Raw genomic sequence first — 24129 nt, forward strand, 5'->3', positions numbered from 1 at the left:
AAAAAGTTATTGCAGGAATGCTGCTATAATTTAAATGGCAAATACCAGTTGTTTTTTTGCATTAGTTTTTCACGAATAGCAGCAGCGTTGGGAATATTGTCTTTTAATAGTTTAGCATATACTTTATCGGCCAGGAAAGCAGGGTCGTTTCTGCGCAGGGCAATACGTAACAGATCGGGCCACCGGGTGCCTTCAAATGCATTTTCCAGCGCCTCTTCATTAATGATATTATTTTCTATAGAAATAAGGCTATCACCAGCACTTACTACATTGGGCACCAGCCCCACCCTCCTGCGCACACCAATATGTCTGTACCACATACCCCGGAAATAAGGTACGTTGTCGCTGTTCCTTGCATCAAAATTATAAGGCGCAGGCAACATCAGCGAATTCTGCCACAGGGTCATATCTGTAATGGCAGGCGATTGCACGGGAGGTGCGAAAGTAGCGCCCAATCCCTGATCAGATATAGCAGAAGCCAGTTTATAATAGCCATCGCGGTTGGCAGCTTCTGCAAAATGCAGGTGCAACTGGGTTTGGCGAAACAGGTAAAACTTTCCGTTTTTAGTGAACGGATTCAGTGCCGTATTAGTGGCATAGTCAATATAGTTATACAGGTATTTCATTACTACCGGTTGCCCGTTCAGGTTGCGAATGCTTAAAGGTTCGCGGGCATCAGTAAACTGTCCGTAGGAAATAGTTCCTACCCCAAACCTGGGGTTCTGTAACTGGCTATGCCAGTTATCTACCACCGCCTGCGAAGGCTTCAACAGGTATTTACCACCTATGGGCGAAAACAATTGTATCAATGGATTATCCGGTTTAAACTTGCTATCATAAGGTAAAGCCCATAACCATTCATAGCCATAACTGGCATCATATCCCCGGTTAAAAATCATGCGCCAGCCATCATCATATGCCAGTGACGGCGCATTATTTACCACATAATAAGTAACATAGTGATTAGCGCCACCCCAGGCCAGTTTATACAATCCCAAACCGCCTTCGGATAAACCCGAGGGGGTGCCAATTTCCATTACCTCCCGGTAATAGGTAGCCGCTTTGGTATAATTCCCTTTCCACAAATACAACTCACCCAATAACATTTTCTTTTGTATAAAGAAGGTATTAGTAGGAATACCATCCAAAGTCATGTTCAGCACCGGGCCTACAGTACCTGAAACTTGGGCAGTATATTGTGTTTTAAAAGGAATAGCCTCCGTAAAATTGATCAAACTATCCAGCAGGGCGTTAAAAGGCACTTTCGGAAATTTGCCGGCATCAGATAAAGCGCTCACATTTTCCAGTGGGTCGGTTATATAACGTACTTCATCTCCATAATGAATCCCCAGCTGCAGGTATAAAAAGCTTCTCAGGCAAGCTATATCTGAATAACGCTGATTGTACTCATCCTCTTTCAGCCGCTTGCTTTGATACATGAGTGTAAAATTCTTCAGCACATCATTGCAGTTAATAATCAGTTCATAAAACGGACGCGGGCTGGCATAAGGGTTATCCGCCGTTACACTGTGCGTGCTTATCTGGCGCAGATATTCATCGGCGTTATCTGTATATTCCAGCAGGTCGCCCCGCAATTCGTTCAAAATCACATACCTGTCGGCCAGCCCCATAAACTTACCATAAATGCCCATTACGGCCGAGTTGGCATCGTCTACATTGCGGTAGGCGTTAGAAACATCCAGCTCATTCACCGGTAGTTTATCAAAAGTTTTGTTGCACGCGGTAACAGCAGCACAGCAGTATAGTAAACCTATTATTCTTATCAGCAATTTCATAATCGTTCGTTGTGGTATTTTATATTCCAATTTTCACCCCCAGCGTTACAGACTTAAACACCGGGTCTAACCCCGTATCAATCCCCTGCCCTAACACACTGGGTGTAGCACTGAATTCAGGATCGTAACCCAGGTAGTGGGTAAAGGTTACCAGGTTATAGCCGGTGGCAAAAACAGTGGCGCTTTTTAATGCGCCTGTAGCTTTCAGCGGCACATTGTATTGCAGACTTAACGTACGCAAACGCAGGTACGATCCGTCTTCTATCCAGCGATCGCTGAAACGGCTGTTACCCATAGGATCGCCATAGGCAGCTTTAGGCGTATTAGTCACCTGCCCATTGGCCCTCCAGCGGTTATTCACGCTTACCAACTGGTTTTGATAACCGTTTTCCGCTTCCAGGTGATAGCGCAATTGATTATATACATCATTACCATAACTGAAAGTAAACAACGCCGATAACTCAAAGCCTTTATACGCCCAACGGCTGGTAAAAGCCCCGGTAAACAGGGGATTGGGATTACCAATGATGGTTCGGTCGTTATCATCAATAATCTTATTACCATCTATATCTGCAAAACGGATATCCCCGCCGGCAAAAGGCGTTAATGAGCCATCTGTATTCCGCTTCCGTAATCCGGCACTGGCCGCTTCGGCATCTGTAGTATATACGCCCGCTGTTTTAAAGCCTGCAAAACGGTTAGCTGCACCGCCTGTGCGGGTTACAATAGTAGCTCCGGCATAGCTGGTATAAAATCCGTTGTTGGGCACTGCCAGTACTTTGTTTTTATAAGCACTCATCTGAATGCCTGCATCCCATTTAAAAGCAGGGCTGTTCATCACCCTTACATTCACTGCCCCCTCTAAACCGGTATTCTGCATTTTACCATCGTTGGCAAGCACATTTTCAAAACCGGAATACCCGAGAATGGGCCTGTATACCAGCATATTTTGAATGCTACTTTTATACAGGTCTACCGTAACATTCACCCGCTCGTTAAACACTGCCACATCTAAGCCGAAGTTGATTTTACGGGAGGTTTCCCATTGCAGGGCCGGGTTGGCAATTCCTTTTCTTACCAATCCCTGTGCACCTAAAAGATTTTGTGATACATAGGTTTGACGGGCCGTATAATTACCAATATCATCGTTACCACTCACACTATAGGAAGCGCGCAGCTTTAACAGGTTGAGGAAAGAGCGGCCCATAAACTGTTCGCTGGACAACAGCCAGGTAGCCCCTACAGAAGACATCACCGGAAATTTGTGCTCCCCAATACGCACACCTCCGGACGCCTGCGTTCCAAAACGGGAGGAACCATCCATAGCCACATTGGCACTCAAAAATAACTTCTCCGCAAAGCCATAGTCGGCACTGGCATACAGGTTCATCCAGTTCCACTCTCCTACATCACCACTTGTCTGGCGTAAGGCAGCCACCCCATTTTGCACACTGGTGAGGTTATCTGTAGCCGAATTATATCCCAATGTCAGATCCTGCTCAGCTTTGTTGTTCTGATAACGTATACCTGCCCTTGCCGCCAGGCTATGCGTGCGTTCAAACCCCCGGTTATATTCTACCCTACTATCGGTATACAACGAAAACAGTCTTTTCACCTGCGAGCCCAGGCGGCTGTCGGCCACGGCATTCCGTAATGTATCATCCACCACACCTTTACGCGGTATAAAGAAATTTTCCCGCACCTTGTCATATTGCACGCCAATCAATGTACTGGCTTTCAGAAACCGGTTTATTTCATAATGAAAGCTGAACGATCCAAAGAAGCGGTAAAAACGGTTGCTGGCCTTCATATCACTGACAAGTACAGCAGGGTTGCTAAACCCTAAGGTATCCCTGTCCGCCAGGTTAGGCGATACCACACCTTTCTCATTCACCTCGTTCACATGCAGGAAAGGCGCCTTGGTTAAAGCATTCACCAGTGGTGCAGTTTTCAGCGACATCCCCTGATCTTTCAGGTTTTGCGAGTTGTAGGTAAAACTCAGATTAGCCGTTCCCGTAAACCGTTTGGTAAAATTAAACTCGGCATTGAAGCGGGTATTGTAACGCGACATATCCGTGTTACGTATCACTCCTTCATTCTTTAAGTATCCTACCGTAAGGCCATACGTGGCAATATTGTCACCACCGGTAATTTTTAAATAAATATTACGATTCATGCTATTACGAAGCACCTGATTTTGCCAGTTGGTATTGTTATGATACTGTGCGTATAAAGGCGAAGTAACATCATCGTTCATGTAAGGCTGTGCAGCTATCTGCGCCGGCGTTAAACCCCGGCTTTGCATTACATCACTTAAATAGGTGCGATAGTCTGCCGCATTCATCACAGGCAATGCAGCCGGCGCTTTGTTAAAGCCCGAGTACACGGCAAAGTCTATCCGGGTGGCTTCCGAAACCGCCCGCGCTGTGGTAATAATCAATGCTCCATTAGCGCCTTTGGTACCATACATGCTGGTGGCATCCTTTACCAGCGTAATATTATCAATATCCTTCGCATCTATCAGCGCCAGCGGATTCGTATAGTTGTTGGCAATAATGCTTTCGCCATATTCATTGGCATCAAACAACATCCCATCTATAACAATCAAAGGTTTGTTGGTAGCATACAACGAGTTCAGGCCCCGTAAAAAAAGATTAGCTCCCACGCCAGGTGCGCCCGAACGCCGGATAGCCTGCAACCCAGTCATACGCCCCTGCAACAAAGCATCCGCAGTTTCTCCGGGTGTGGTAAAACCTTTCACGCTATAGTTGCTGATAGCAGCAGTCACGTATCCACGTGTTTGCCGCCCAAAAGGCATGGTCACCTGTTCGTGAAACGATTCCACATCTTCGCCCAGCAAGGCCATATTCAGGCGCTTTCGGCCTTTCAGCGGCACACGGCGCGAGTCGTACCCTTCCCCCTCTATCAATACTACCTCGTTATAAGAAGGCACCTTCAGTTTAAAATAGCCCTGGTTATCGGTAATGGCGGCAGAATAGTCATCTACCTGCACCCGGATGCCCGCTGCGGGTTTGTGGGTGGCGGCGTCTGTTATCACACCTTCCAGCTGCACTCCTTTCTTTGTTGCTTTTACCGCCTTAGCCGTATCGGCCTGAGCCAGAACACCGGGCGCAGCAGCTACCAGGCTGAAAGCGGTTACCACAATTGCTTTTCTGATATATCTATTCATGGCAAACAGCATAATTTGTAAACATTCTTAAAATACAGGCACCAGTTTTATGTAATCACATACAATGGCATTGGTGGCAGCAGTAGTGGTATTGGCAGCGGTGAGGTAAATGTTCATCCGTTGCCTGTATTCCGGCAGGGTAAATTCACCAATCAGCTGCTCACCATAATTATACATGGGCACCAACGTATACCCGAAAAACTTTACCGAGGTGGCTGTGTCAATACCCAGCTTTTGCGAAAAAGGTGCGCTGATGCCATTGATACTATTGTTTACCGCTACCCAGTAAGCCCGGTATTTCTGGTTTCCCGCCACATCGGTGATGCGATAGCCATAGTTAAACAAAGGCAATCCGTGGTTATACACCACCAGGTCAACAAACTGCCGGCCGGTAGCCGAATCCAGCATCTGGCGCTTATAAGTAGCACTTATACGATTGGCACTGCTAAAGCTATAGTTCTCTGCTTCTACTACAATAGGTGTAAACTTATCCTGCAAACGCACCTGTACCGCGCTAAGCACATGCACATACCCGTTGCTGGTTTGTATCGTTTTTACAATATTGCTTTTAGCAATGCCCAGTTTTACATGGTAGCGCGAGAGAATAGTATCCGGTAACTGTGCAGCCGTGTAGGCACCTTCTATAGCATATTCCTGTATCATACGGGCAAAAGCAAAGCTTCTGTGCATAGAATCGGTATAATAGGGATGTAAACGAACACCTTCCTGTAGCCAGGCCGCATCAGTTAGTACAAACGTGGTATATTGTTTACTTTCGTCCCTGATATCATACGTGTTGTTCCAGAAAATATTGGTACGCACCGAATCGGTACCAGGCTCATACACCGGCCTGCCCAGCGTGTCCACTCCTACCTGTACCGCATTCCTTGCATCAAATACATTATAAAAGTTGGACATCAGGTAGCTTTTTTCCAAAGCAGGCATATCCGCACTGTTTTCTACAAAATCCCAGCTATTAGGCAAATAAGGCAGTATTTTATCTATCACCTGCAATACCCCGTTTTTGGCATATTGATCGGCCACTACAATATTCGCATCTTCTATATGTGCGCCCTGGATATTGTGATACTTGCCATTGATCATAGCAATACGCTTTAGTTCGGTATTGTTAGCCACCAGCCAGGTTTGCACCGCAATATGATTGGATAAAAAGCGGCGTAGCTGTGCAGTATCGTTCTCTACCGCATTATCCAATGCCGCTAACGCTTCGTTAGTGGGTGCATATACGGTATAGGTTTTTGAATTGATCAGCTTATCTACGCCAGACTTTTGCAGCAGGGCAGCAAACCTGCTCAGACTGGCAGTTTCATTAATTTGTTCCAGCAATGTTTTAGACGCCTTCGGGTCTAAGCCTTCATTATGCTTTTCCCATTTACGGCAGCCGCACAACAGCATACCGGCTACAGCTACAAAACATATAGTATATAAAAATGGATATTTCATTCATCTGGTTTTATTGGTAAACAGGTAAGCCGTCTGTACCAAAACGTGGTAAAAACTGTGGATCATCTACAGGAATAAAGTGAATCATATCCAGGTACATGGCCCCATTGGAGCCACTCAACGCAGTTAAACGCACGGTTTGAATACCCGTAGTGGCAATGTCAATGGTACCCACTAAGCGACCTGCCGGGCGGTACGAAGTAGTATTGGAAGTATACCGTTTCCAACCTACAGACTCCAGCTGGTTATCTGTTCCCGATGGCTTGGCTTCGCCCCAGTTCACCGGGCGCTGCATTAACACACCATTTACCTCTACGTTTGTTTGAACGGCGTTTACGGCAGAATAACAGATCCACACTTTATATCTTCCCTTGATCACAGGCGGTGTTTTAAACTCCATCCAGCTGGATCTGTTGGGCAAACCAAAGCCAAACAGAAACAGATCGTTATTGCAGGACGACTGGTTAATGGTACCGCTGGTGGCATAACTATAGGTTACCGAAGCGCTGGCACTTTTATACTCCCAGTCAATGCTGGCAATAGGCCGCGCTTCCTGGCTGGGCTTAGCAAAAACAAGATTGGTTTTCTTATAATAGCCGGGCTGTTTTACTATTTCGGGGAAAGTACACACATCCCAGAACAAAGCCACCGGCTTCCTGAACTTCACCATATAATGCGCCTTGGGATGATGCCACACACCATTAGCGGCCGCATTATCACTGGTACCCCTTTCAATAGTGATACCCTTTTCCAGTACCCCGTTAAACTCATCTTCATTAATCACCACTTCCTGGTTAAGGCTTTTTACACTGATCACCTCCTGCGGTTGTAACGTAGATTGGGAAGGCAGCGTAATGATATCCCCCAGGAACTGCAGCGTGGGCAGGATATGGTACGACATGTATATATGCAAACTATCCGTTACCAGCGCCGGGTTATGCTTATTAGAATACCGCGCTTTCAGTTGCGCATAGCTGGTAATGCCGCTATCTGCCAGCACCTGGTTACTTTCTGCAAACACGGTTTTAAAACGCCAGGCAGTATCGGTATACACGGTATTCAGCGTATCAAAATAGCCTGTTTCATGCAAGGCTTCTACAAAAATGGAATAGTTGGGATCTTTAGCCAGTTGCCCGGCAATGGTTAACTCCGCCAGCTGTAACACATTGTCAATAGTGTGTACCACGCCGTTCCCTACCGTAATGTTCGATTGTATCACATTCGCCTGCCTGTTTACCGTATAACTGGATACCGCATTTTCAACGGCCACACCGGTAATCAAAAACTGGCCATACATAGTAGGCACCGGTAGTTTACCATCTTTAAACAGACTGGTAGTAACCACATCGTTCAGCACATGAAAGCGCACCATATCTTTCAGCTTATCCATATCTACTGCGTCAATACTGGCAGCCCCTATGCTTTGTAGCCATTTTTGCACACCCTGGTTAGTGGGTGCAAAGCAGGTATATTTACCATAAGCATTTAGAAAATTAGAGAACTCTGTTTTTTCCAGTATTTGCTGAAACAGTGAAAAGGAATCTTTATGGTTGCGTAGATAGCCCACTATATTTACATCAGAGGTAGTGGTAGAGGTATAATTTTCTTTGGTGCAGTTTACCAGTAATAATGCCCATGCAATAAGGCCTGCTGCAATCCACCTGTTTATAATACTAAATTTCATAAGCACGTTTTGTATTTATTTATAAAACGGGTTTTGCACAAGCAGTTTATTCGTTTCCAGCTCGCGTATATAAATAGGAAAGTAATGACTGTTATCATCCCGTAATTTGGCAAAGGCCGCCTGCTGCCTGTCGGTAGGAATACTGATGGCGGCCATACTAAGCAACAACTGGCGGTTCTGATAATCATCCCGTTTCGCATTGCGCAACACATCAAACCAGCGCTTGCCCTCAAAAGCAAACTCACGCTGCCTTTCTGCCAGGATATAATACATCATCCCCAGCTTATTGGTGCTATCCATCGGCTCCAGATCCAGCGCATTGGCGCGGCGGCGAATGGTTTTTACCAGCCGCGATGCTTCCAGCGGCTGCCCTGCCGCATTCAGCGCTTCGGCCTTCATTAACAGCACATCGGCATAGCGGTAAATGATCCAGTGCGCAATAGACTGGTCAGTGGCTCGCATATCCTCTCCATATTGATCAGCCCCTACATATTTCCAGATAGTAAAGTCTGTGCTTCGGAAAGAAGTGTTATCACCCCGGCAATCTACTATGGGCGTAGCATTGATTACATCCACCCCGTACACCAGCTCACTCAGCTGCGATGCGGCCGCCCAGCGTTTGTTGTTAGGCGTGAACATGGTATAGAACGGATTGGTTTTCTGTATATCATATTGCAGTTCAAAAATGCTTTCATTGGAATTACCATTATAAAACACTTCCATAAAAAACTGCCCGGCCTGTATCAGGCCAAAACGATTGGAATTAATCACCTTATCGCACTCCGCCACACACTCGGTATACTTGTCCATCCACAGATACACATCTGCCAGCAACGCATTGGCCGTATAACGTGTAGCATGTCCTTTATCCGTTACTTTATTACCATAAGTAACAGGCAAACCTTCTTCTGCCGTTTTCAAATCTGTCACCAGCTGGTTTAATATCTCCTTGTCTGTATTCAGTGGAACAGAAGCAATATCCTCATCACTGAAAGTGGCCTTCAATCGTAACGGTGCGTTTTTGAAAGTGCGCACCAGGTAAAAATACAAGAGGGAGCGAACGGTCAGGGCTTCCCCTATATAAGCATTGGCCTGCTCCTGTGTAAAAGTATTGTCCAGCTCCAGCACACCGGGTGTCAATTCAATTACCGTGTTACAGTAATTAATGGTTTGATAAATAGTACGCCAATTGGTAAACACATTGGTGGGTAACACATTCAGGTTGGCAATATCCAGTTCGTCCTGAACAGCCCTGAAACCTGGGGTCACATTATCCGAACGCGTTTCGCCCCACATGAACAGATATTCGGGAATAGCCCGGTCGCCCGTGGTGCTTCCCAGCATAGAAGCATAAATACCATTTACAGCAGCAGCCACCTGCTCCTTGGTTTTCCAGTAATCCTGCCGTATAATGCCATCTTTAGGCTTTAAATCCAGGAATTTATTACAACTGCTTGCTGTTAACAACAAACAGCCGGCAAACAGGTATATCGTTAGTTTAGTCATATGGTTTCGTTTTTAAAAGCCAGCCACCACGCCAATGGTCAGTGTTTTAGAAGGCGGCGTCATACTGTAATCAATAGCCAGGCGAAAAGGATCAGCACCGGTAGAACTCACCTCCGGGTCTTGCCCCGTATAACGGGTGAAGGTGAACAGGTTTTCAGCGGTGAGATAAGCACTGAGCGATTTCATTTTTATACGCGCCAGAAACTGCGGACTAAAAGTGTAGCGCACCGTAATAGTGCGGAAACGCAGATAAGAAGCATCCTCTACATAACGATCGCTGCCCAGCCAGTTATAACCACCACCAATCAAGGCACGCGGCATATCTGTTACATCCCCCTCCTGTCGCCAGCGGCGTAACACAGCGGTGCTCTGGTTATCAAATTCATACATTTTGGTAGTGTTCATCTTGGTGCCGTTAATCACCTGGTAGCCATAGCGGAAACTAAAAAATGCCGATACCTTTAATTTATTCTTCCACGAAATGTTAGGCCCAAAACCACCGGTAAGCTTGGGGTTGCTGTTGCCCAGGTACACCACATCCATATAATTGATGTTACCATCTTTATTAATATCCTCATACATGGCATCCCCGGGCTGGAAAATATAATCTGTAGTAGGATAATTAAAGCGCATGTATACGCTTTGGCCTACCCCCGTAGAAATAGGTTTACCATTCTCTCCTATGGCAATAGTGGCAGCTTTGTCTTTATACACGCCCTTATACTTATAACCGAAGAAAGAGCCAAACGGGTTATTTACCTGCATCAAACGCAGGTACTCCCCGTTTTTAGCTACATTACCCTTCGCGTTGGTATAAAACTCCGATACTTCCCGTATCACATTCTGGTTATGCGAAAGGTTCAGGTCAAACCCTACCACCCAGGTTTTGGTTTTAATAGGCTGGGTAAATATCGCTATCTCCCAACCCTGGTTATCCATAGTGCCAATGTTCATGTCAACGGTACCATAGCCTGTAAAAGACCCCACCTGCAAATCGGTAAAGAACAGGTCTTTGGTGCGGTTGCGATAGATATCAATATCGGCCCGTAACCTGCTTTTGAAAAAGGAGATGTTCGTTCCCACGTTAAAGCCATGAATGGTTTCCCACTTCAGCTTCCGCAGCTCCATTTCATTTGGGTACACCGCACTGGCTCCGCCATAGCTCCAGGAATAGGTGTTATAGGTATTGTAAAAAGTATAGTCTTTCCGGGGAGCATTCCCGCTCAACGCATAGCTGGCGCGAAAGCTCCATTCATCCATCTGCTTAAAGTTCTTCAAAAAGTTCTCGCTCGATACCCGCCACCTGGCAGAGATGCCCGGGAACAAACCATAGCGATTATCTGGCCCAAAACGGCTGCTGCCATCTCCTCGTAACGTAGCCCCAAGCAGATATTTATCCCTAAAACCATACTGTAACTGCATCACCGCTCCTACGCTGCGCGATTGCGACTGACGACTGGCGCTTAGCAGCTCTTCGTTCTGTGTACGTCCGTCTGCCGATGCATCGGTAATCAGCGAAGATGCCGTATTGGAAATCACCATTTCCTGCGATACGTTGGTTGCATCACTGGTGAACAGGTTTAAGTAAGCAGATAACTTATGGTCCTCATTTTTAAGATCGGGTGTATAGTTTAAAGAGGTGCGCGTTGTTACCCCAAACGCGTCATTATCGCCATCATAAGCCCTGTTCACCACCGTTTCGGTATTGGGGCGGCCGGTTGCTATCTGTGGCAGAAAGCTGTTGTTTTTGGTGTTGTTAATATCAAACTGTACATCAAAACTACTGGTAAGCACTTTTTTAACAATCGTGTAGTTGATTTGAAAACGAGGTACAATCCTTTCGCCCAGCACACTATATACTGCTTTGCTGGCCATAGCCACCGGGTTATAAATGCGTGAGTACTGTCCCTGTATATTAGAAGCCGGTGAAAAATAATTAGGCGTGATGTTCCCTTGCTCGTCATACTCAAACACACTCATATTGGGCATTTTCAAGTAAGCCACTCCCCTGATAGCCCCCTCACCAGCACTCAGGTAATTACGGCTTTGATCGGTATGTGTATAGGCCACACTGGAAAAGATCTTGATGCGCTCAGAGATGGTATAATCCAGGTTGATTCGCGTGTTAATACGCTGTAGAGAAGTGCCTATAGTAGTACCGGATTGATTAAAATAACCCAGCGAAGCAAAATACCGGGCCTTATCTCCTCCACCTGTCATACTGATGGTATGATCCATCACATATCCACGTTTACTAATGGCATCTACCCAGTTGGTATTGTTGCTATAGTTGTGATACCAATAGGGATCAAAGGGATCGTAGTTAAACTCGCGGGAGGTTAATGAGTTTAAAGCAGCGCCATTACGGTTAATATATGCTTCGGGTATTAAAGTAGAATATTGATCGCCATTGAGCATGGGTATAGCAGCCGGCAAACGGGAAGTACTTCCTTTAAATGTATAGGATATACTGGGCTTACCGCGCGCACCACGTTTGGTGTTAATCACCAGCACCCCATTAGCTGCTTTACTGCCCCATACCGCAGTAGCTGCCGCATCTTTCAACACAGTAATATCTTTAATATCCGCAGGCGATATGTTCAGCAACTGGGCATAACCCTGTTCATCTGCTGTACCAAAGTTAAAGTCGGAAGGAATATCCGTATCATACGGCATCCCATCTACCACTATCAGCGGGTTACCGGTAGAATTGATGGAGCTTACACCCCGTATGCGAATGTTCATAGCAGCACCGGGGTCGCCACTCGAAGCAGTAATATCCACCCCTGCCAAACGGCCTTGCAAAGCCTGGTCAATACTGGCTGCCTGCATTTCTTCCACTTCACTGGCACTGATTCTGCCGGTAGCCGTGGTCAGGTTTCTGTCGGCAATATTGTTTAAACCATTACTGGTGGTTCTGGCGCTGGTAATATACACATCGCTTAACCGGGCATCTTCGGCTTCCAGTTGAAAGTTAATGATAGAGCGCTCTTTAATGCTGTCGCCTTCTATTGTTTTATGCCCTACATACGAAACACCGATCCTGTTTTTGGTGCTCGTGACCTTTAACACATAATTGCCTTCAATATCCGTGATAGCGCTTTTAATGGTACGGCCATCTGCATCCACTTCCGATACAGAAGCGCCATGCACCGCCTTTTTAGTGGCTTTGTCTGTAACCTTACCACGTATCATAGCTACCAAAGCCGGAGCCTGTGCCCGCATTTCCCCTAGCAGGCAACAGGTGGCTATTATCCAAACCCCTATTATTTTTACCAAATGGTTGCTCATAATACAGTTGTTCATGGATCAAAATTTAATACCTGAGGTAATTATCTGTTAAGTGCACCATGCACCGGTTACTGAGGTAGTAACTCACCGTAGAGATAATGTTGGCGCTCACACCTGCTGCGTCCGACACTTTCAGGTTGCTGCCCGAATTATCTATAAACAAAGTAGTAGGCTCACCCAGGTCGTTTTTCAGCAGCGTTTCCATAGCCCCGTTTTCCACCTGGTCGGCAGCTATTATCTTTTTAGCCAGTATATGATATTGTATAAACCGCACTACCTGTTCTTTCTCCGTAGTAAGCGTTGGATTAAAAGTGGGCACCTTATTGGGTGCAGTTCCTGTGCCAGGCAACAGTCCATCATTCACTGCCTGCTGAATAGCCGCATTATTCGGTATGAAAATGGTACAGAAGGTTCCGGAAGGAAGGCCTGTAATATCCTTGGTGGTGGTGTTCCACAATTGTGGCGTAGCGTTTTTCAAAAACTGGAAAAAATGGTAATAAGGCGAAGAGCCTGCCGAAGTACCTGCCAGCTTTTCCAGGTGTGTGCCAATGACAGCATCACTAAAATCCAATATACGGTCCAGGTAATATACCGGCCCGTTCAGGGCTGTTTTGGTATTCACTACCGTAGCCACGTTGCCGGCTTCCACATTACCCGGCGCATACACAGTTCCGTTTTTAAAACCAATATACTCACCACCATAGGTTAAGGCCACACCTTCGGCTGACAAATTTTTCAGCTGTTTGTTAGGCACTACATGCAGGTTAATGATGCGCTGTAAACGAATACGCGCATTGGCACCGGTTTGGCCCACCAGCGTAGAACCCGGCGGCGGTACAAAGCGCCATTGATTGGTGACATCATTGCTCACTGTTGGATCGGCAAAATAACCGGCAGCATTCAGTACCGCATTACTGATCATAAACAAGGTATAGTTGCGGTGAATATTGGAGATCTGCCCTTTCAGTTCCAGGTTCAGCAGCGATACCATCATAGAATACTGCGGGTCGAGATAAGCCTTGCCATATACACTGGTAAACACGTTGGCTTCCTGTACTTTGCGGGTGCCATAGAAGATGCCGTTACTTACAATTTTCTTGTCGGTGATGTCGGCCACCGGATCAAAACGCGCTTCTTCATTCACTACATTATAGGTAGTGGTAAACTTGCTGGGCCATACCGCATTTTGCCATAAGTGTGCATTGATAAAGTCGTAAATAATAGAAGGCGGCATCGACTCCACGCTTGGATAATGCTCCAGCAATACAGTATTAATGTATTGCTTTAACGTAGTGTTGTCGGGCACAAAAATGCTATAACAGTTTTGCTGCCCATCATTATCCTGTTGCTTCAAAAAGTTTTCGTTATTCAGCGAAAAGCCAATAGCAGCGCTAAACATTTTGGTGTACACCCGCGCATTGGTACTATTAATGTTATTATACTTAGTAGTAACTCCCTGGTTAAACAAATACGAAACCAAAAACCGGTCGAACAGTTTTTTAAACTCGCTGTATTCCGGCTTGCTGGCTAAATACTCATCTATCGAAGGCAAAGCCACCATCACTTTATTCACGATATGAATAATACCATTTTCGGTTAAAATATCTTTTGCCGTAACCGTTGCATCCAGCACATTAAAACCAGTATAGGTAGCGTTGGGGTAGAAATAATTATAATCGCTGGCGTTCAATCCCTTGGCGCTCATAAAATTGTCAACGAAATAAGTAATATACTTGTTGTTGTTATCCGCATCCACATAGTTTGCCGTTCCGTTGCGGTTAGCGCTGATAGCTTTGATGCTGTTACCACTGGTATCTTTGGTATCATATACACCCACGTAGTTAGCCGTACGCCTTCTGAAAGCCTGATTAGGCACCCATCCAATGGTGGAAGTACTTTGAAAATCACCTATCCTTTCCTTTTTAAAACCATTGTACACCAGGCAATAGGTCACTATCTGCCTGCAACTATTGGAATCCAGCTGGTCCACACCAGACACCCCCTTCTCCGATAAATACACTTTGAAAGCCGAATCGTGCGGGGCAAAAAATGTCCAGTAACCTGCAGCGGAAAGAATGTCTTTATACCCGGCTTTATCAATAGCAGCCAGCAGGTGTGTAAAATTACCTTTAGAAGCAAGGGTTTGGTAAATGGGCGGCGGCAGGGTTTCCGGGCGGCCGTAGAACTCGTCCCACGTCTCTTTCCGGCAGCTTGCCAGGGCAACTATTACCAGTACGGAAATGGCAATCAATCGTCGGTTCATCATTATATATTATTTAACTGCTTTCAATGCAGGCATGCACCGGCCTGCCAGGTAATTCACCTGCTCATCCGGCCCCATTAACGGGCAGCCTATCCCTTTGTGTTTGTTGTTATACTAAGCAGTTACATGCAATAAACAGCCCTACCTGCTGGCATTACGCTTTTGCAGGCCATTTCTTTTTACAGGAAGTAGTATGAAAAATCCTACCTGACAGGCTTTATACACATTCAGTAAAAACAATCGTTCTCATCAGCAGTAAGCAGCTTTTACAACATCATCTGGAAAGTGTACATTCCATGGCAATTCATACAGCTTATCTAAATGGCAATTCTGGTCAATCGAATCTTGAAATGTAAAGATGTTAAAAGTTTAAAACAATACTTCTCACATACAGATCATTATTTCGCACAAACTGCTCATCCGGCTTTTAATATGGGATTTGTTTTTTTGGTAGCTATATACTCCGAAGGCGTAATACCAAATTGCTTTAAAAAACTTCTCCCGAAATAGGTTTGAGACGCAAAGCCTGTAAGATCGGCAACTTCATAAATTTTATAAGAACCTTCTGCCAACAGCTCTGCTGCCTTTTTTAAGCGGGTGATATTGATAAGATCGGAGGGGCTGATGCCGGTAATGGATTTAATGGTGCGGTATAAGGTAGGCCTGCTCATGTTCATATACCGGGCTAAATCTTCTACACCCAGCCCGGTTTCTTCCATGTGCAGCAATATTTCTTCATGCAGCTTTTCCATAAAATGTTCTTCCGTTTTACTGAAGCCCGGAGTTTGAATGTGTAGTAAGGGAGAATGGGCAAAATGTTCTTTAATCCTGGTTCTGTTCTCCAGCAGGTTAGCAATCTGCACCCGCAGAAAGTCGGGCGAAAAGGGCTTCTCCACATAGGCATCCGCACCGGTCTCCAGCCCCTCAATTTTAGATTGATGTGTATTTTTTGCTGTTAACAATATCAGCGGCATATGGCGGTAGTCGGCATGGGCTTTCATGCGCTTGCACAATTGCAGGCCATCCATTCCATCCATCATAATATCCGAAACAACCAGCTGCACTGCTTCTTCCTGCAACACTTCCAGCGCTTCGCATCCATCCAGCGCTTTCTTTATCCGGTAATGAGTACATAGTTCAGATTCCAGGAAGGTTAGAATATCATCATTGTCGTCAACTAAAAGAATCAGTGGTTTCATACAGCAATTTTTAATCGTTAGTTATTTTTATACCTGGCGGGTGGGCATTTTTAAAGAAAAAGTATTCAGGCCCACCTCTGCTTTTTTCAAGGCAATCCATCCGTTGTGCAACTGGGCCAGATTTTGCGCCAATGCCAATCCAATGCCCGTACCGCTTCGCTTCTTCGTTTCTTTTAACCGGAAAAAAGGCTCAAATATGCGCTCGGCCATTTCGGGCGGAATCACAAAACCATCATTGCTTATTTCTATTACAAACAACCCGCTGCCCGCTTCTACTCCCATTAAAGTAACCGCCACCTTGCTTTCGGCGTATTTTACGGCATTGGAAAACAAATTGGAAGTGATTTTATTAAAGGCTTCTGCATCAATCCAGGCAAACACCATTTCCTCCGGTAACGCAATGCTATATTCCAGCCCACGGCTTGTTGCCAGCGGTTTAAAACTGTCAAAAGCTTCTTTCAGCAGCTCCGATACATTGGTTCTGGTAAAGCTGAGACTAAAGCCTTTAATCTCTGTTTGTTTAAAATCCAGCAATTGATGTGTAAGCTCTACCAGCCTGTTGGTATTGCGGTCCATTATCTGCAGGCTTTGTGCAATATGCGGCATATCGCCCACCGCCTTCACCACTGTTTCCATCGGCCCCTTAATCAGCGTAAGCGGCGTTTTTATCTCATGCGCTACATTGGTAAAAAAATGCAGCTTCTCTTCATACATGGCCCTGGTTTTGACCAGCTCCTGCTGCTCCATTCTACGCTGGTTTTTCAGCAGCACTTTCCTCTTATATCTTTTCACCAGTACCACCACCAACGCTATGCACGCAGTTATATACAGCAAAAAGGCTACCGGGCTAAGCCACCACGGCGGCAGAATACGAATGTATAACACGCGCTCTGCCATAGACCATTGCGCCCCGCCCGCCGATGCTTTCACCTTAAACCGGTAGCTACCCGGCAACAGGTTGGTAAAGTAAGCTTTCCGGTTCACCTTTAAATACGTCCAGCTATCATCCAGCCCCTCCATTTTATAAGCATACTCTGTACATTCCGGTGCAGTGTAGTTCAGTGCAGCAAAGTCAATACTGAAAGAAGACTGGTGATGCTTTAGCACAATACTGTCTGTAAAGGAGATGGATTGATGCAACGCTTTGGTCTTATTGCCAATAACCAACTCTTTATTATCCACCTGTATCCCGGTAAGATACAGCGGTGGTTGAAAAGTGTGGGTAGTAAACGAAGCGGGATGAAAACTCACCAATCCTTTCAGACTGCCAAAATATAAAGTGCCGTCTTTGGCCTTAAAGGCTGATCTATAATTAAACTGATCACTTAACAATCCGTTTTCTTTCTTATATACCCTTACCGGCTTACTATCAGCGCTGAAACACGCTAAACCATGTGAGGTTGCTATCCACAGCTGCCCGCTGTTATCTTCCAGCATACTGAGTATCATATTGGAAGGTAAGCCCTGCCGTGTGGTATAACGTGTAAAATTATTACCGGCCGCATTATACCTGCATAAGCCTCCGTCAGTGGCTATCCAGATCTGTTCCCTGCTATCGCAAAATACTGCATTGATACAGCCACTACCTATACTAGCCGGATCGCTCGCATCATGCGTAAACCGCTTTACCTGCCCGGTAAGAGTGTTCAGCATTTTTAATCCCGCCATGGTAGTGCCCGCCCATAAACATCCGTTCTTATCTTTGAACAAACAGGTACTTGAACCAGGCGATAACGACTTTAATAAAGAGAAATTTCTTTGCTTCCTGTGATACAGGTACACTCCACGTACCGTAGCCAGGTAAATTTGCTGATCGGCTGAACGGTAGATAGCCGTGATAATATCACTTTGCAGGGAATTACTGTCGGGCCCTATCGGATAGTGATGTTTGATGGCCCCTGTTGTAACGTCCAGTATATCTAATCCATGCACATAGGTACCCACCCACAAATCATTGCCATCTATCAGCATACCGTGTACATTTTTATAGGCAATACTGGGCCGGGCTGCATCAGGATGATAATTGAAGAAACGCCCGGTAGCTATGTCCAGTTTATTCAAACCGCCATCTTCTGTTCCTATCCATAAATTCCCCTTATCATCTTCATGAATTTCCCGGATAACATTGCCCCGTAAGGTATAGCGCCCTTCTTTAGGATAGTATTTTTTAAATACATCGTATGTGTTGGAGTAATAATTTAAGCCGCCATAATTAGACCCTATCCAAATGCCGCCATCTGTGTCTTTACAAAAAGTATTGATAGAATTGTCTGACAAAGCGTAAGGATCGTTATAACGCTTTTCTATATGACCTACTTTACCGGTTTTGCTGTTATACACATAAATGCCAGACGACTCTGTACCAATCCAATACTCCTCTTTATTCATCTGCACAAAATCTTTGGCAAACACCGTGGTATTGTCTTCATGATAAGTGAGCATATCCTGGAAAGCACCTGTAGCGGGATGAAATATTTTAGCGCCATGGGTAGCAGTGCCTACAAGCAAATCGCCATTATCGGTAGCGTATAACTGATCTATCCATTTGTTTTTATCCGGCACCACAGCTCCCTCAAATACATCAAACATGGTAAAGGAATCTGTTGTTGCATTGTATTTTCCCAGCACTCCTTCTGCACCTCCCACCCATAACTGGTTGCCAATGAAACAAACCGTAGTGGCTTTAAAGTAGTGATGCCAGGGATATATTTTTATTGCGCCGGAATAACTGTTTAACCGGTGCAGCTTATCGCCCAGCACAAACCAAAGGTTTCCCCGGGTATCCATTTTCATAGATCGCACTACCGACGGCGTATCTACTGCCACCAGGCGAAAACTTTCTGTACGGGGGTCGAAATGAAAAAGCCCCCTGTCTGTACCTACCCAAAGCTTTCCTCCGGCATCTTCGCACAGCGACCTGATATTATTGTTATCCGAATGAGCAGGGTTGCATCTGTTGTTGCGAAACACTTTAAAAGTATATCCATCAAACCGATTAAGGCCGTCTGGCGTACCAAACCACAAAAAGCCCCGGGTATCCTGCATACTGCATCGTACCTGGTTATTACTTAACCCGCTTTCTACCTGGTACTGGCGAAAGTTAAGCATCTGCGCCAACAAGGGTGTCAGTGCAAATACAGCAACCATACAAAGTAATATTTTAAGCATATCGTTAGTTTCAATGACCATTGATAAGCCGGTTTATTCCAGCTTTATTGTCTTTGTATTTTTCATTTTCATTGGATTGTTAAGATGCAATACTTACCTGGCTATATTTCCCGGCTAAAAAGATGCGAATATTCTTTAACGCTTTACTCAGATGCTCCCTACTCATATCTACCGAAATGCCTAATCGCTCCGCAATTTGCTTGTGCGAATACCCCTCCTGACGGCTTAAACGATAAATTTCCTGCTGACGGCTACTGAGCATGGTGATGGCTATTGCCAGCAGCTTTTCCAATTCCCGGTAATTCAAAGTATCCTGCGTGCTGTTTATAGCCACATGCCCGGCAACATCCAGTGGATAAGCTTTGCGTAGTTCGTTCATCAACAAATTGCGGCTAATGGCAATAATCCAGGCTTCTATATTCAGAATACCGTGCAACTTTTGCCGGTGCAGCCACACGCGGGCAAACACCTCCTGTACCATATCCTGGGCCGCTACTGCATCAGGCAGGTAACTTACTGCCATAGCATATACCTTGGAAAAATGGCGCAGATACAGGATGTGAAAGACTTTTTCATCACCCAGGGCAATGCGCCTGAGTATTTCTTCTTCTTCATATGGCGTATTAACAGGCAAAGCAGGCAAGTATTAATGGTGTAAGGCAATCGTATTACTTATAGAATAAACGATATTATCACCTATCCACCAAACACCTGTCCTGCCCTATCCTGCCTCCTGCAGGTGCAACCGATTGAAGTGTAAAAATATTTATCTACCGGGCGCTTCGTATATTTCTGCTTCTATAATACTAAGTGTTCCTTTCAGTTCTCCTGCTGCATGTGCCACACCTTCATCCAGCTGCTTTCCATTCACCTCCGCCATTTGCCTGCCGTCATCATCTTTGGGCACACGGGTTAATTCCACCCTTATCTTTTTCCCCTTTTGCGGGCTACAGGCCAGCGTAACATAGCCCAAACTAAGCGGTGTAGCCCCATTATACACTTCTTTACCATCCACAGTAATGCGCAAAGGATAACTGCGCGAACGGAATTTATCCAGTTTCAAACATACTTCCTGAACAACGGCTTCCCGCTCCAGTTCGTACTCCACCCAGGCAGTGGCTAATTTACCATCATTGCCCCAGGCACTTAACTCATTGTCATCCAGGCTTTTTGTTACATCAGCAGCATTGGCCCCGGCTGTTGCCTTTGCAACAGCAACCGCTGTGCGTGTAACAGTAAAAGAAGGTGTTGCAGGCGTAGGACCTCTTTGTAAATGCAAAGGCAAACCATCTGCGGGAAGTTGAGTGGCCAGCCCGTTGGCGACTACAAAAGGTTTCGTTTGTAAAGTCAATGCAGCGCTTTGTAAGCCATCCGCCGTTGCCTGTACCGTAACTGTACCTGCCGTGGTGGTTGACCGTATCAACGCCCTGTTCACACCGCCTTCTACCGGAAAAGCTTGTGTAAGTGTATAATTATCCGGCCCCATAGCCATACCACCCCTCCAGGTTGCCGGGCCTGACAAAGTAAACTGTATCTTATCCAGGCTGGTAGGCACACGGTTGCCCTGTGCATCTACCACTTCTACTTCTACCAGGGCCAGGTCGTGTCCGTCTGCTATCCATCCCCTGGGGTTATCTATCGCTTTTAACCGAAGCGCTACTGCTTTACCGGTAGTAGCTTTGGAACTAACACATACTTCTTTGCCAGCAGCATCATATCCTGTGGCAGTCAAAGTGCCCGACTGCCAGTCCACGCCAGGAAACGTAAATAAAAATCCATTACTTTTCTCTCCCCATCCCAGCGATTTGCCATTCAGCTTTAATTCCACCTTATCCGCAGTGGCAATTACATACACGGGCTTTTTAACACCTTCGGCATAATTCCAATGTCCTACAAGGTGAATACCCTGTTGCTCAGGCACCACCCAGCCATTCCACATCACCTGGTGTGCATAATAATTTTCCTTTTTAATACGCAGGCCATCCACTTCACCACTACGGCGATAATTTTCTTCTCCTCTGTGATGGGTATTTGTTTCTGAAAAAACAATATTTACACCGCCTGCACTAACACGCTTACCCGTGCCTGGCCTTTCGCGCCAGAACTCATACCAGCGTTTTACATTTTCCACCGCATGGCTTTCCATATTGCGGTTGTAAGGAGCCGCACTTTGTCCCTTATGTTTGGGACCATCGCCATCTTTATGATATGGGGGCGTAAAGTCGTCCCAGTATTTACGTGAACCTTCATCCCTTGAATATTCCATAGCCCACATGGGTATATGGGCGCTTTTATTAGTATACAGCATTTCGCCACCATATTCCGCCACTTTGCTATCCAGCATTTCGCGGCTGCCAATAGCACGGCCACCATGCCCATCATACATGTCTCTTATCTGCTTCATCTCCTGCATATGCGCTTCACTAATGTTTTCATTACCACACTCATAAAAGAGGATGCTGGGGTTATTGCGGTTGTAAATAATAGCATCTCGCATTACTGCTTTACGCTGCTCCCAGCGTTGCCCGTTCACATCCGCTTCTGCATCTCCGGCAGGCATCGCCTGCATCAGGCCCACACGGTCGCAACTTTCCACATCCTGCTTCCAGGGGGTAATATGCATCCAACGCACCAGGTTGCCACCGCTTTCTATCATCAGGCTATTACTGTAATCACTTAACCACGCCGGCACACTTACCCCTACGGATGGCCACTCATTGCTGGTTCGCTGTGCATAGCCATGCACCAGTATCACCCGGTTGTTCAGGTAAATCATACCATCCTTAAAATCTGTTTTTCTAAAGCCCGTGCGCGTGGTTACACTATCCACCACCTGCCCGTTCACTTTTACAATGGTTTGCACCTGGTACAGGTAGCCATAGCCCCAGCTCCAGAAATGCAGTCCTTTTACCGGCGCTGTTGCCTGTAACACTTGCTGCGCCCCTGCCTGGAGCGTTACTGTATTGCCACGAAATGCTTTTATTTTTTTACCGGCTGCATCTGTTATCACTACCTCATAACTCACCTGTTGCGGCTTGCCGCTTTCGTTCTTCACCTCTGACTCAGCATGTATTACCGCACTCTCCTGTACTATATCTATGTTATCCGCATAAATGTATACACCCGTAGTTTGCAGCCCCGCATATAAAGGCAATGTCTGGTACACACGGGGTGTAATATGCAGGAATACGTTTTTAGAAATACCGCCGTAATTGGCATTGAAGTTTTTATCCTCCCACTGAAATTTAGTGTTGGTGGCCTTCTCTTTATAGTTCCAGTCATTGTCAACACGCACCGACAGCACATTTTCTGCATCACCGGTTCGCACCACGTCTGTTATATCAAAACCGAAAGCCATTACCCCATTCTCGTGCAAACCTATGTATTTACCATTCAGGTAAAATTCACCCGCCTGCCGTATCCCCTCAAATTCCAGGAACACCTTTTGCCCTTTGGCAGCAGCCGGTAGCTTAAAATGTTTTCTATACCAGGCAATGCCGGTAGACAAATTCTCAATATCCTTTCTAAACGCATCATCTTCATTCCACGCATAAGGCAGGGTAACCTGTTTCCAATCCTTATCTGCAAAATTTTCCTCCGCCGCTTCTTTCACATCTCCTACCCACACTCTCCAATCGCTGTTAAAATTAAAACGGGCTCTCTGCGCCTGCAATGCTGTCATATTCAGTAGCAGACTGAATAGTAAAATATATTTTTTCATATATAAGCAAACAGTATTTTTTAAATATCATTTTATTTTTCATCGCCTGTTATAGCAGACACCTGGCATACCCAAATGTGGGGGTACCTCCATAAAAAAAGCCTGGCGCAAACATTTCTTCCCCCCATCTGTTGCACCTGAACACGTAACCTTTTATAGCAATTCTAATGGCAACATTCCTTTTCACCATTAAAAAATCGAACTATGGCATTACCTATCACCGAATCGCAGGCCCGGCGCGCTACCGTCTGGCTCAAAACCCATTTTGAGCAGGACATTACAGCCGCACTAGCCAACACCCCGTGGACTATTGATCTTGTATGCGCCATTGCCTGCCAGGAAACCGCCTACAAATGGCTGTACTGGATTAACACCCACCAACCCGATATTATTTTACAACGCTGTGTGCTGGACGCTTCCGGCGATTTCCCCGGCACCTCCCGCAAAGCCTTCCCTAAAAACCGCACAGCTTTTGAAGCAAAATATGGCCCAGCACTTACCAACATGCTTATTGAGGAAGGCAACAAACAAAGAGCCATGCCGCAGCCCGATGCTCCCAACCGTTATAAGCCGGCTAAGTATTTATACAAGGGCTATGGCCTGTTCCAGAACGACTTACAGAACATTACAGACAACCCCTCTTTTTTCGAGAACAGGCAGTGGTACAACATGGGAGATTGCGTTAAACAGCTGGTAGTAGAACTGGAAAGGAAGGCGGCGCATGCCAGCGATTTGCGCACCACCGTGAGAATGTATAACGGTTCGGGACAACGCGCCGAAAATTATGCAGACAATGTGATGCAGTTTCATGAAATAGCTAAAATGGTATAAAAAAAGCAGGGATATA

General features: G+C 45.8%; 12 protein-coding genes. 1 reads left to right on the forward strand and 11 read right to left on the reverse strand.

The window, feature by feature from the left end; genetic code table 11:
* Positions 1–23: 23 nt before the first annotated feature.
* The 11 genes from FLA_RS15130 to FLA_RS15180 all read right to left on the reverse strand — a co-directional run bounded on the left by FLA_RS15130 (position 24) and on the right by FLA_RS15180 (position 23282).
* Positions 24–1796 carry a hypothetical protein gene (locus FLA_RS15130; protein WP_076377880.1) on the reverse strand — a complete coding sequence of 591 codons (1773 nt, stop codon included), beginning with the start codon at positions 1794–1796 and terminating at the stop codon, positions 24–26.
* 19 nt (positions 1797–1815) lie between these two features.
* A complete protein-coding gene (locus FLA_RS15135; protein ID WP_076378466.1) occupies positions 1816–4986 on the reverse strand; it encodes a SusC/RagA family TonB-linked outer membrane protein in 3171 nt (1056 codons plus the stop codon).
* A 27-nt stretch (positions 4987–5013) separates the two neighbouring features.
* A complete protein-coding gene (locus FLA_RS15140) occupies positions 5014–6450 on the reverse strand; it encodes a fasciclin domain-containing protein (protein WP_076377878.1) in 1437 nt (478 codons plus the stop codon).
* Positions 6451–6460: 10 nt separating this feature from the next.
* Complete coding sequence (locus tag FLA_RS15145) at positions 6461–8134, reverse strand: fasciclin domain-containing protein (protein ID WP_076377876.1); 1674 nt, start codon at positions 8132–8134, stop codon at positions 6461–6463.
* 15 nt (positions 8135–8149) lie between these two features.
* Entirely contained in the window at positions 8150–9640 is a 1491-nt protein-coding gene (locus tag FLA_RS15150) for a RagB/SusD family nutrient uptake outer membrane protein (RefSeq protein ID WP_076377874.1), read from the reverse strand.
* A gap of 12 nt (positions 9641–9652) precedes the next feature.
* A complete protein-coding gene (locus tag FLA_RS15155) occupies positions 9653–12946 on the reverse strand; it encodes a SusC/RagA family TonB-linked outer membrane protein (protein ID WP_231940448.1) in 3294 nt (1097 codons plus the stop codon).
* Positions 12947–12956: 10 nt separating this feature from the next.
* Positions 12957–15197, reverse strand: a complete 2241-nt coding sequence (locus FLA_RS15160; RefSeq protein ID WP_084206134.1) for a fasciclin domain-containing protein — start codon at positions 15195–15197, stop codon at positions 12957–12959.
* A 413-nt stretch (positions 15198–15610) separates the two neighbouring features.
* On the reverse strand, positions 15611–16393 hold the full coding sequence (locus FLA_RS15165) for a response regulator transcription factor (RefSeq protein ID WP_084206133.1): 783 nt from the start codon (positions 16391–16393) through the stop codon (positions 15611–15613).
* Between the two features lie 27 nt (positions 16394–16420).
* Entirely contained in the window at positions 16421–19540 is a 3120-nt protein-coding gene (locus FLA_RS15170) for a ligand-binding sensor domain-containing protein (protein ID WP_159445082.1), read from the reverse strand.
* A 100-nt stretch (positions 19541–19640) separates the two neighbouring features.
* Positions 19641–20195 (reverse strand): RNA polymerase sigma factor, encoded by a 555-nt coding sequence (locus FLA_RS15175; RefSeq protein WP_144263998.1) that lies wholly within the window; start codon positions 20193–20195, stop codon positions 19641–19643.
* Positions 20196–20327: 132 nt separating this feature from the next.
* Positions 20328–23282, reverse strand: a complete 2955-nt coding sequence (locus FLA_RS15180) for a glycoside hydrolase family 2 protein (protein WP_076377870.1) — start codon at positions 23280–23282, stop codon at positions 20328–20330.
* Between the two features lie 204 nt (positions 23283–23486).
* Between FLA_RS15180 and FLA_RS15185 the strand changes: the two genes are divergently transcribed.
* Positions 23487–24113 carry a hypothetical protein gene (locus FLA_RS15185; protein WP_076377868.1) on the forward strand — a complete coding sequence of 209 codons (627 nt, stop codon included), beginning with the start codon at positions 23487–23489 and terminating at the stop codon, positions 24111–24113.
* Positions 24114–24129 lie beyond the last annotated feature (16 nt).

This window comes from Filimonas lacunae, from assembly GCF_002355595.1.
Classification (GTDB): Bacteria; Bacteroidota; Bacteroidia; order Chitinophagales; family Chitinophagaceae; genus Filimonas; species Filimonas lacunae.

What these genes read in the sequence shown, in the direction of transcription:
- FLA_RS15130 (WP_076377880.1), bottom strand. Translation starts at nt 1,796, where the DNA reads ATGAAATTGCTGATAAGAATAATAGGTTTACTATACTGCTGTGCTGCT.
- FLA_RS15150 (WP_076377874.1), bottom strand. Translation starts at nt 9,640, where the DNA reads ATGACTAAACTAACGATATACCTGTTTGCCGGCTGTTTGTTGTTAACA.
- FLA_RS15140 (WP_076377878.1), bottom strand. Translation starts at nt 6,450, where the DNA reads ATGAAATATCCATTTTTATATACTATATGTTTTGTAGCTGTAGCCGGT.
- FLA_RS15145 (WP_076377876.1), bottom strand. Translation starts at nt 8,134, where the DNA reads ATGAAATTTAGTATTATAAACAGGTGGATTGCAGCAGGCCTTATTGCA.
- FLA_RS15185 (WP_076377868.1), top strand. Translation starts at nt 23,487, where the DNA reads ATGGCATTACCTATCACCGAATCGCAGGCCCGGCGCGCTACCGTCTGG.
- FLA_RS15180 (WP_076377870.1), bottom strand. Translation starts at nt 23,282, where the DNA reads ATGAAAAAATATATTTTACTATTCAGTCTGCTACTGAATATGACAGCA.
- FLA_RS15155 (WP_231940448.1), bottom strand. Translation starts at nt 12,946, where the DNA reads ATGAACAACTGTATTATGAGCAACCATTTGGTAAAAATAATAGGGGTT.
- FLA_RS15170 (WP_159445082.1), bottom strand. Translation starts at nt 19,540, where the DNA reads ATGGTTGCTGTATTTGCACTGACACCCTTGTTGGCGCAGATGCTTAAC.
- FLA_RS15160 (WP_084206134.1), bottom strand. Translation starts at nt 15,197, where the DNA reads ATGATGAACCGACGATTGATTGCCATTTCCGTACTGGTAATAGTTGCC.
- FLA_RS15135 (WP_076378466.1), bottom strand. Translation starts at nt 4,986, where the DNA reads ATGAATAGATATATCAGAAAAGCAATTGTGGTAACCGCTTTCAGCCTG.
- FLA_RS15165 (WP_084206133.1), bottom strand. Translation starts at nt 16,393, where the DNA reads ATGAAACCACTGATTCTTTTAGTTGACGACAATGATGATATTCTAACC.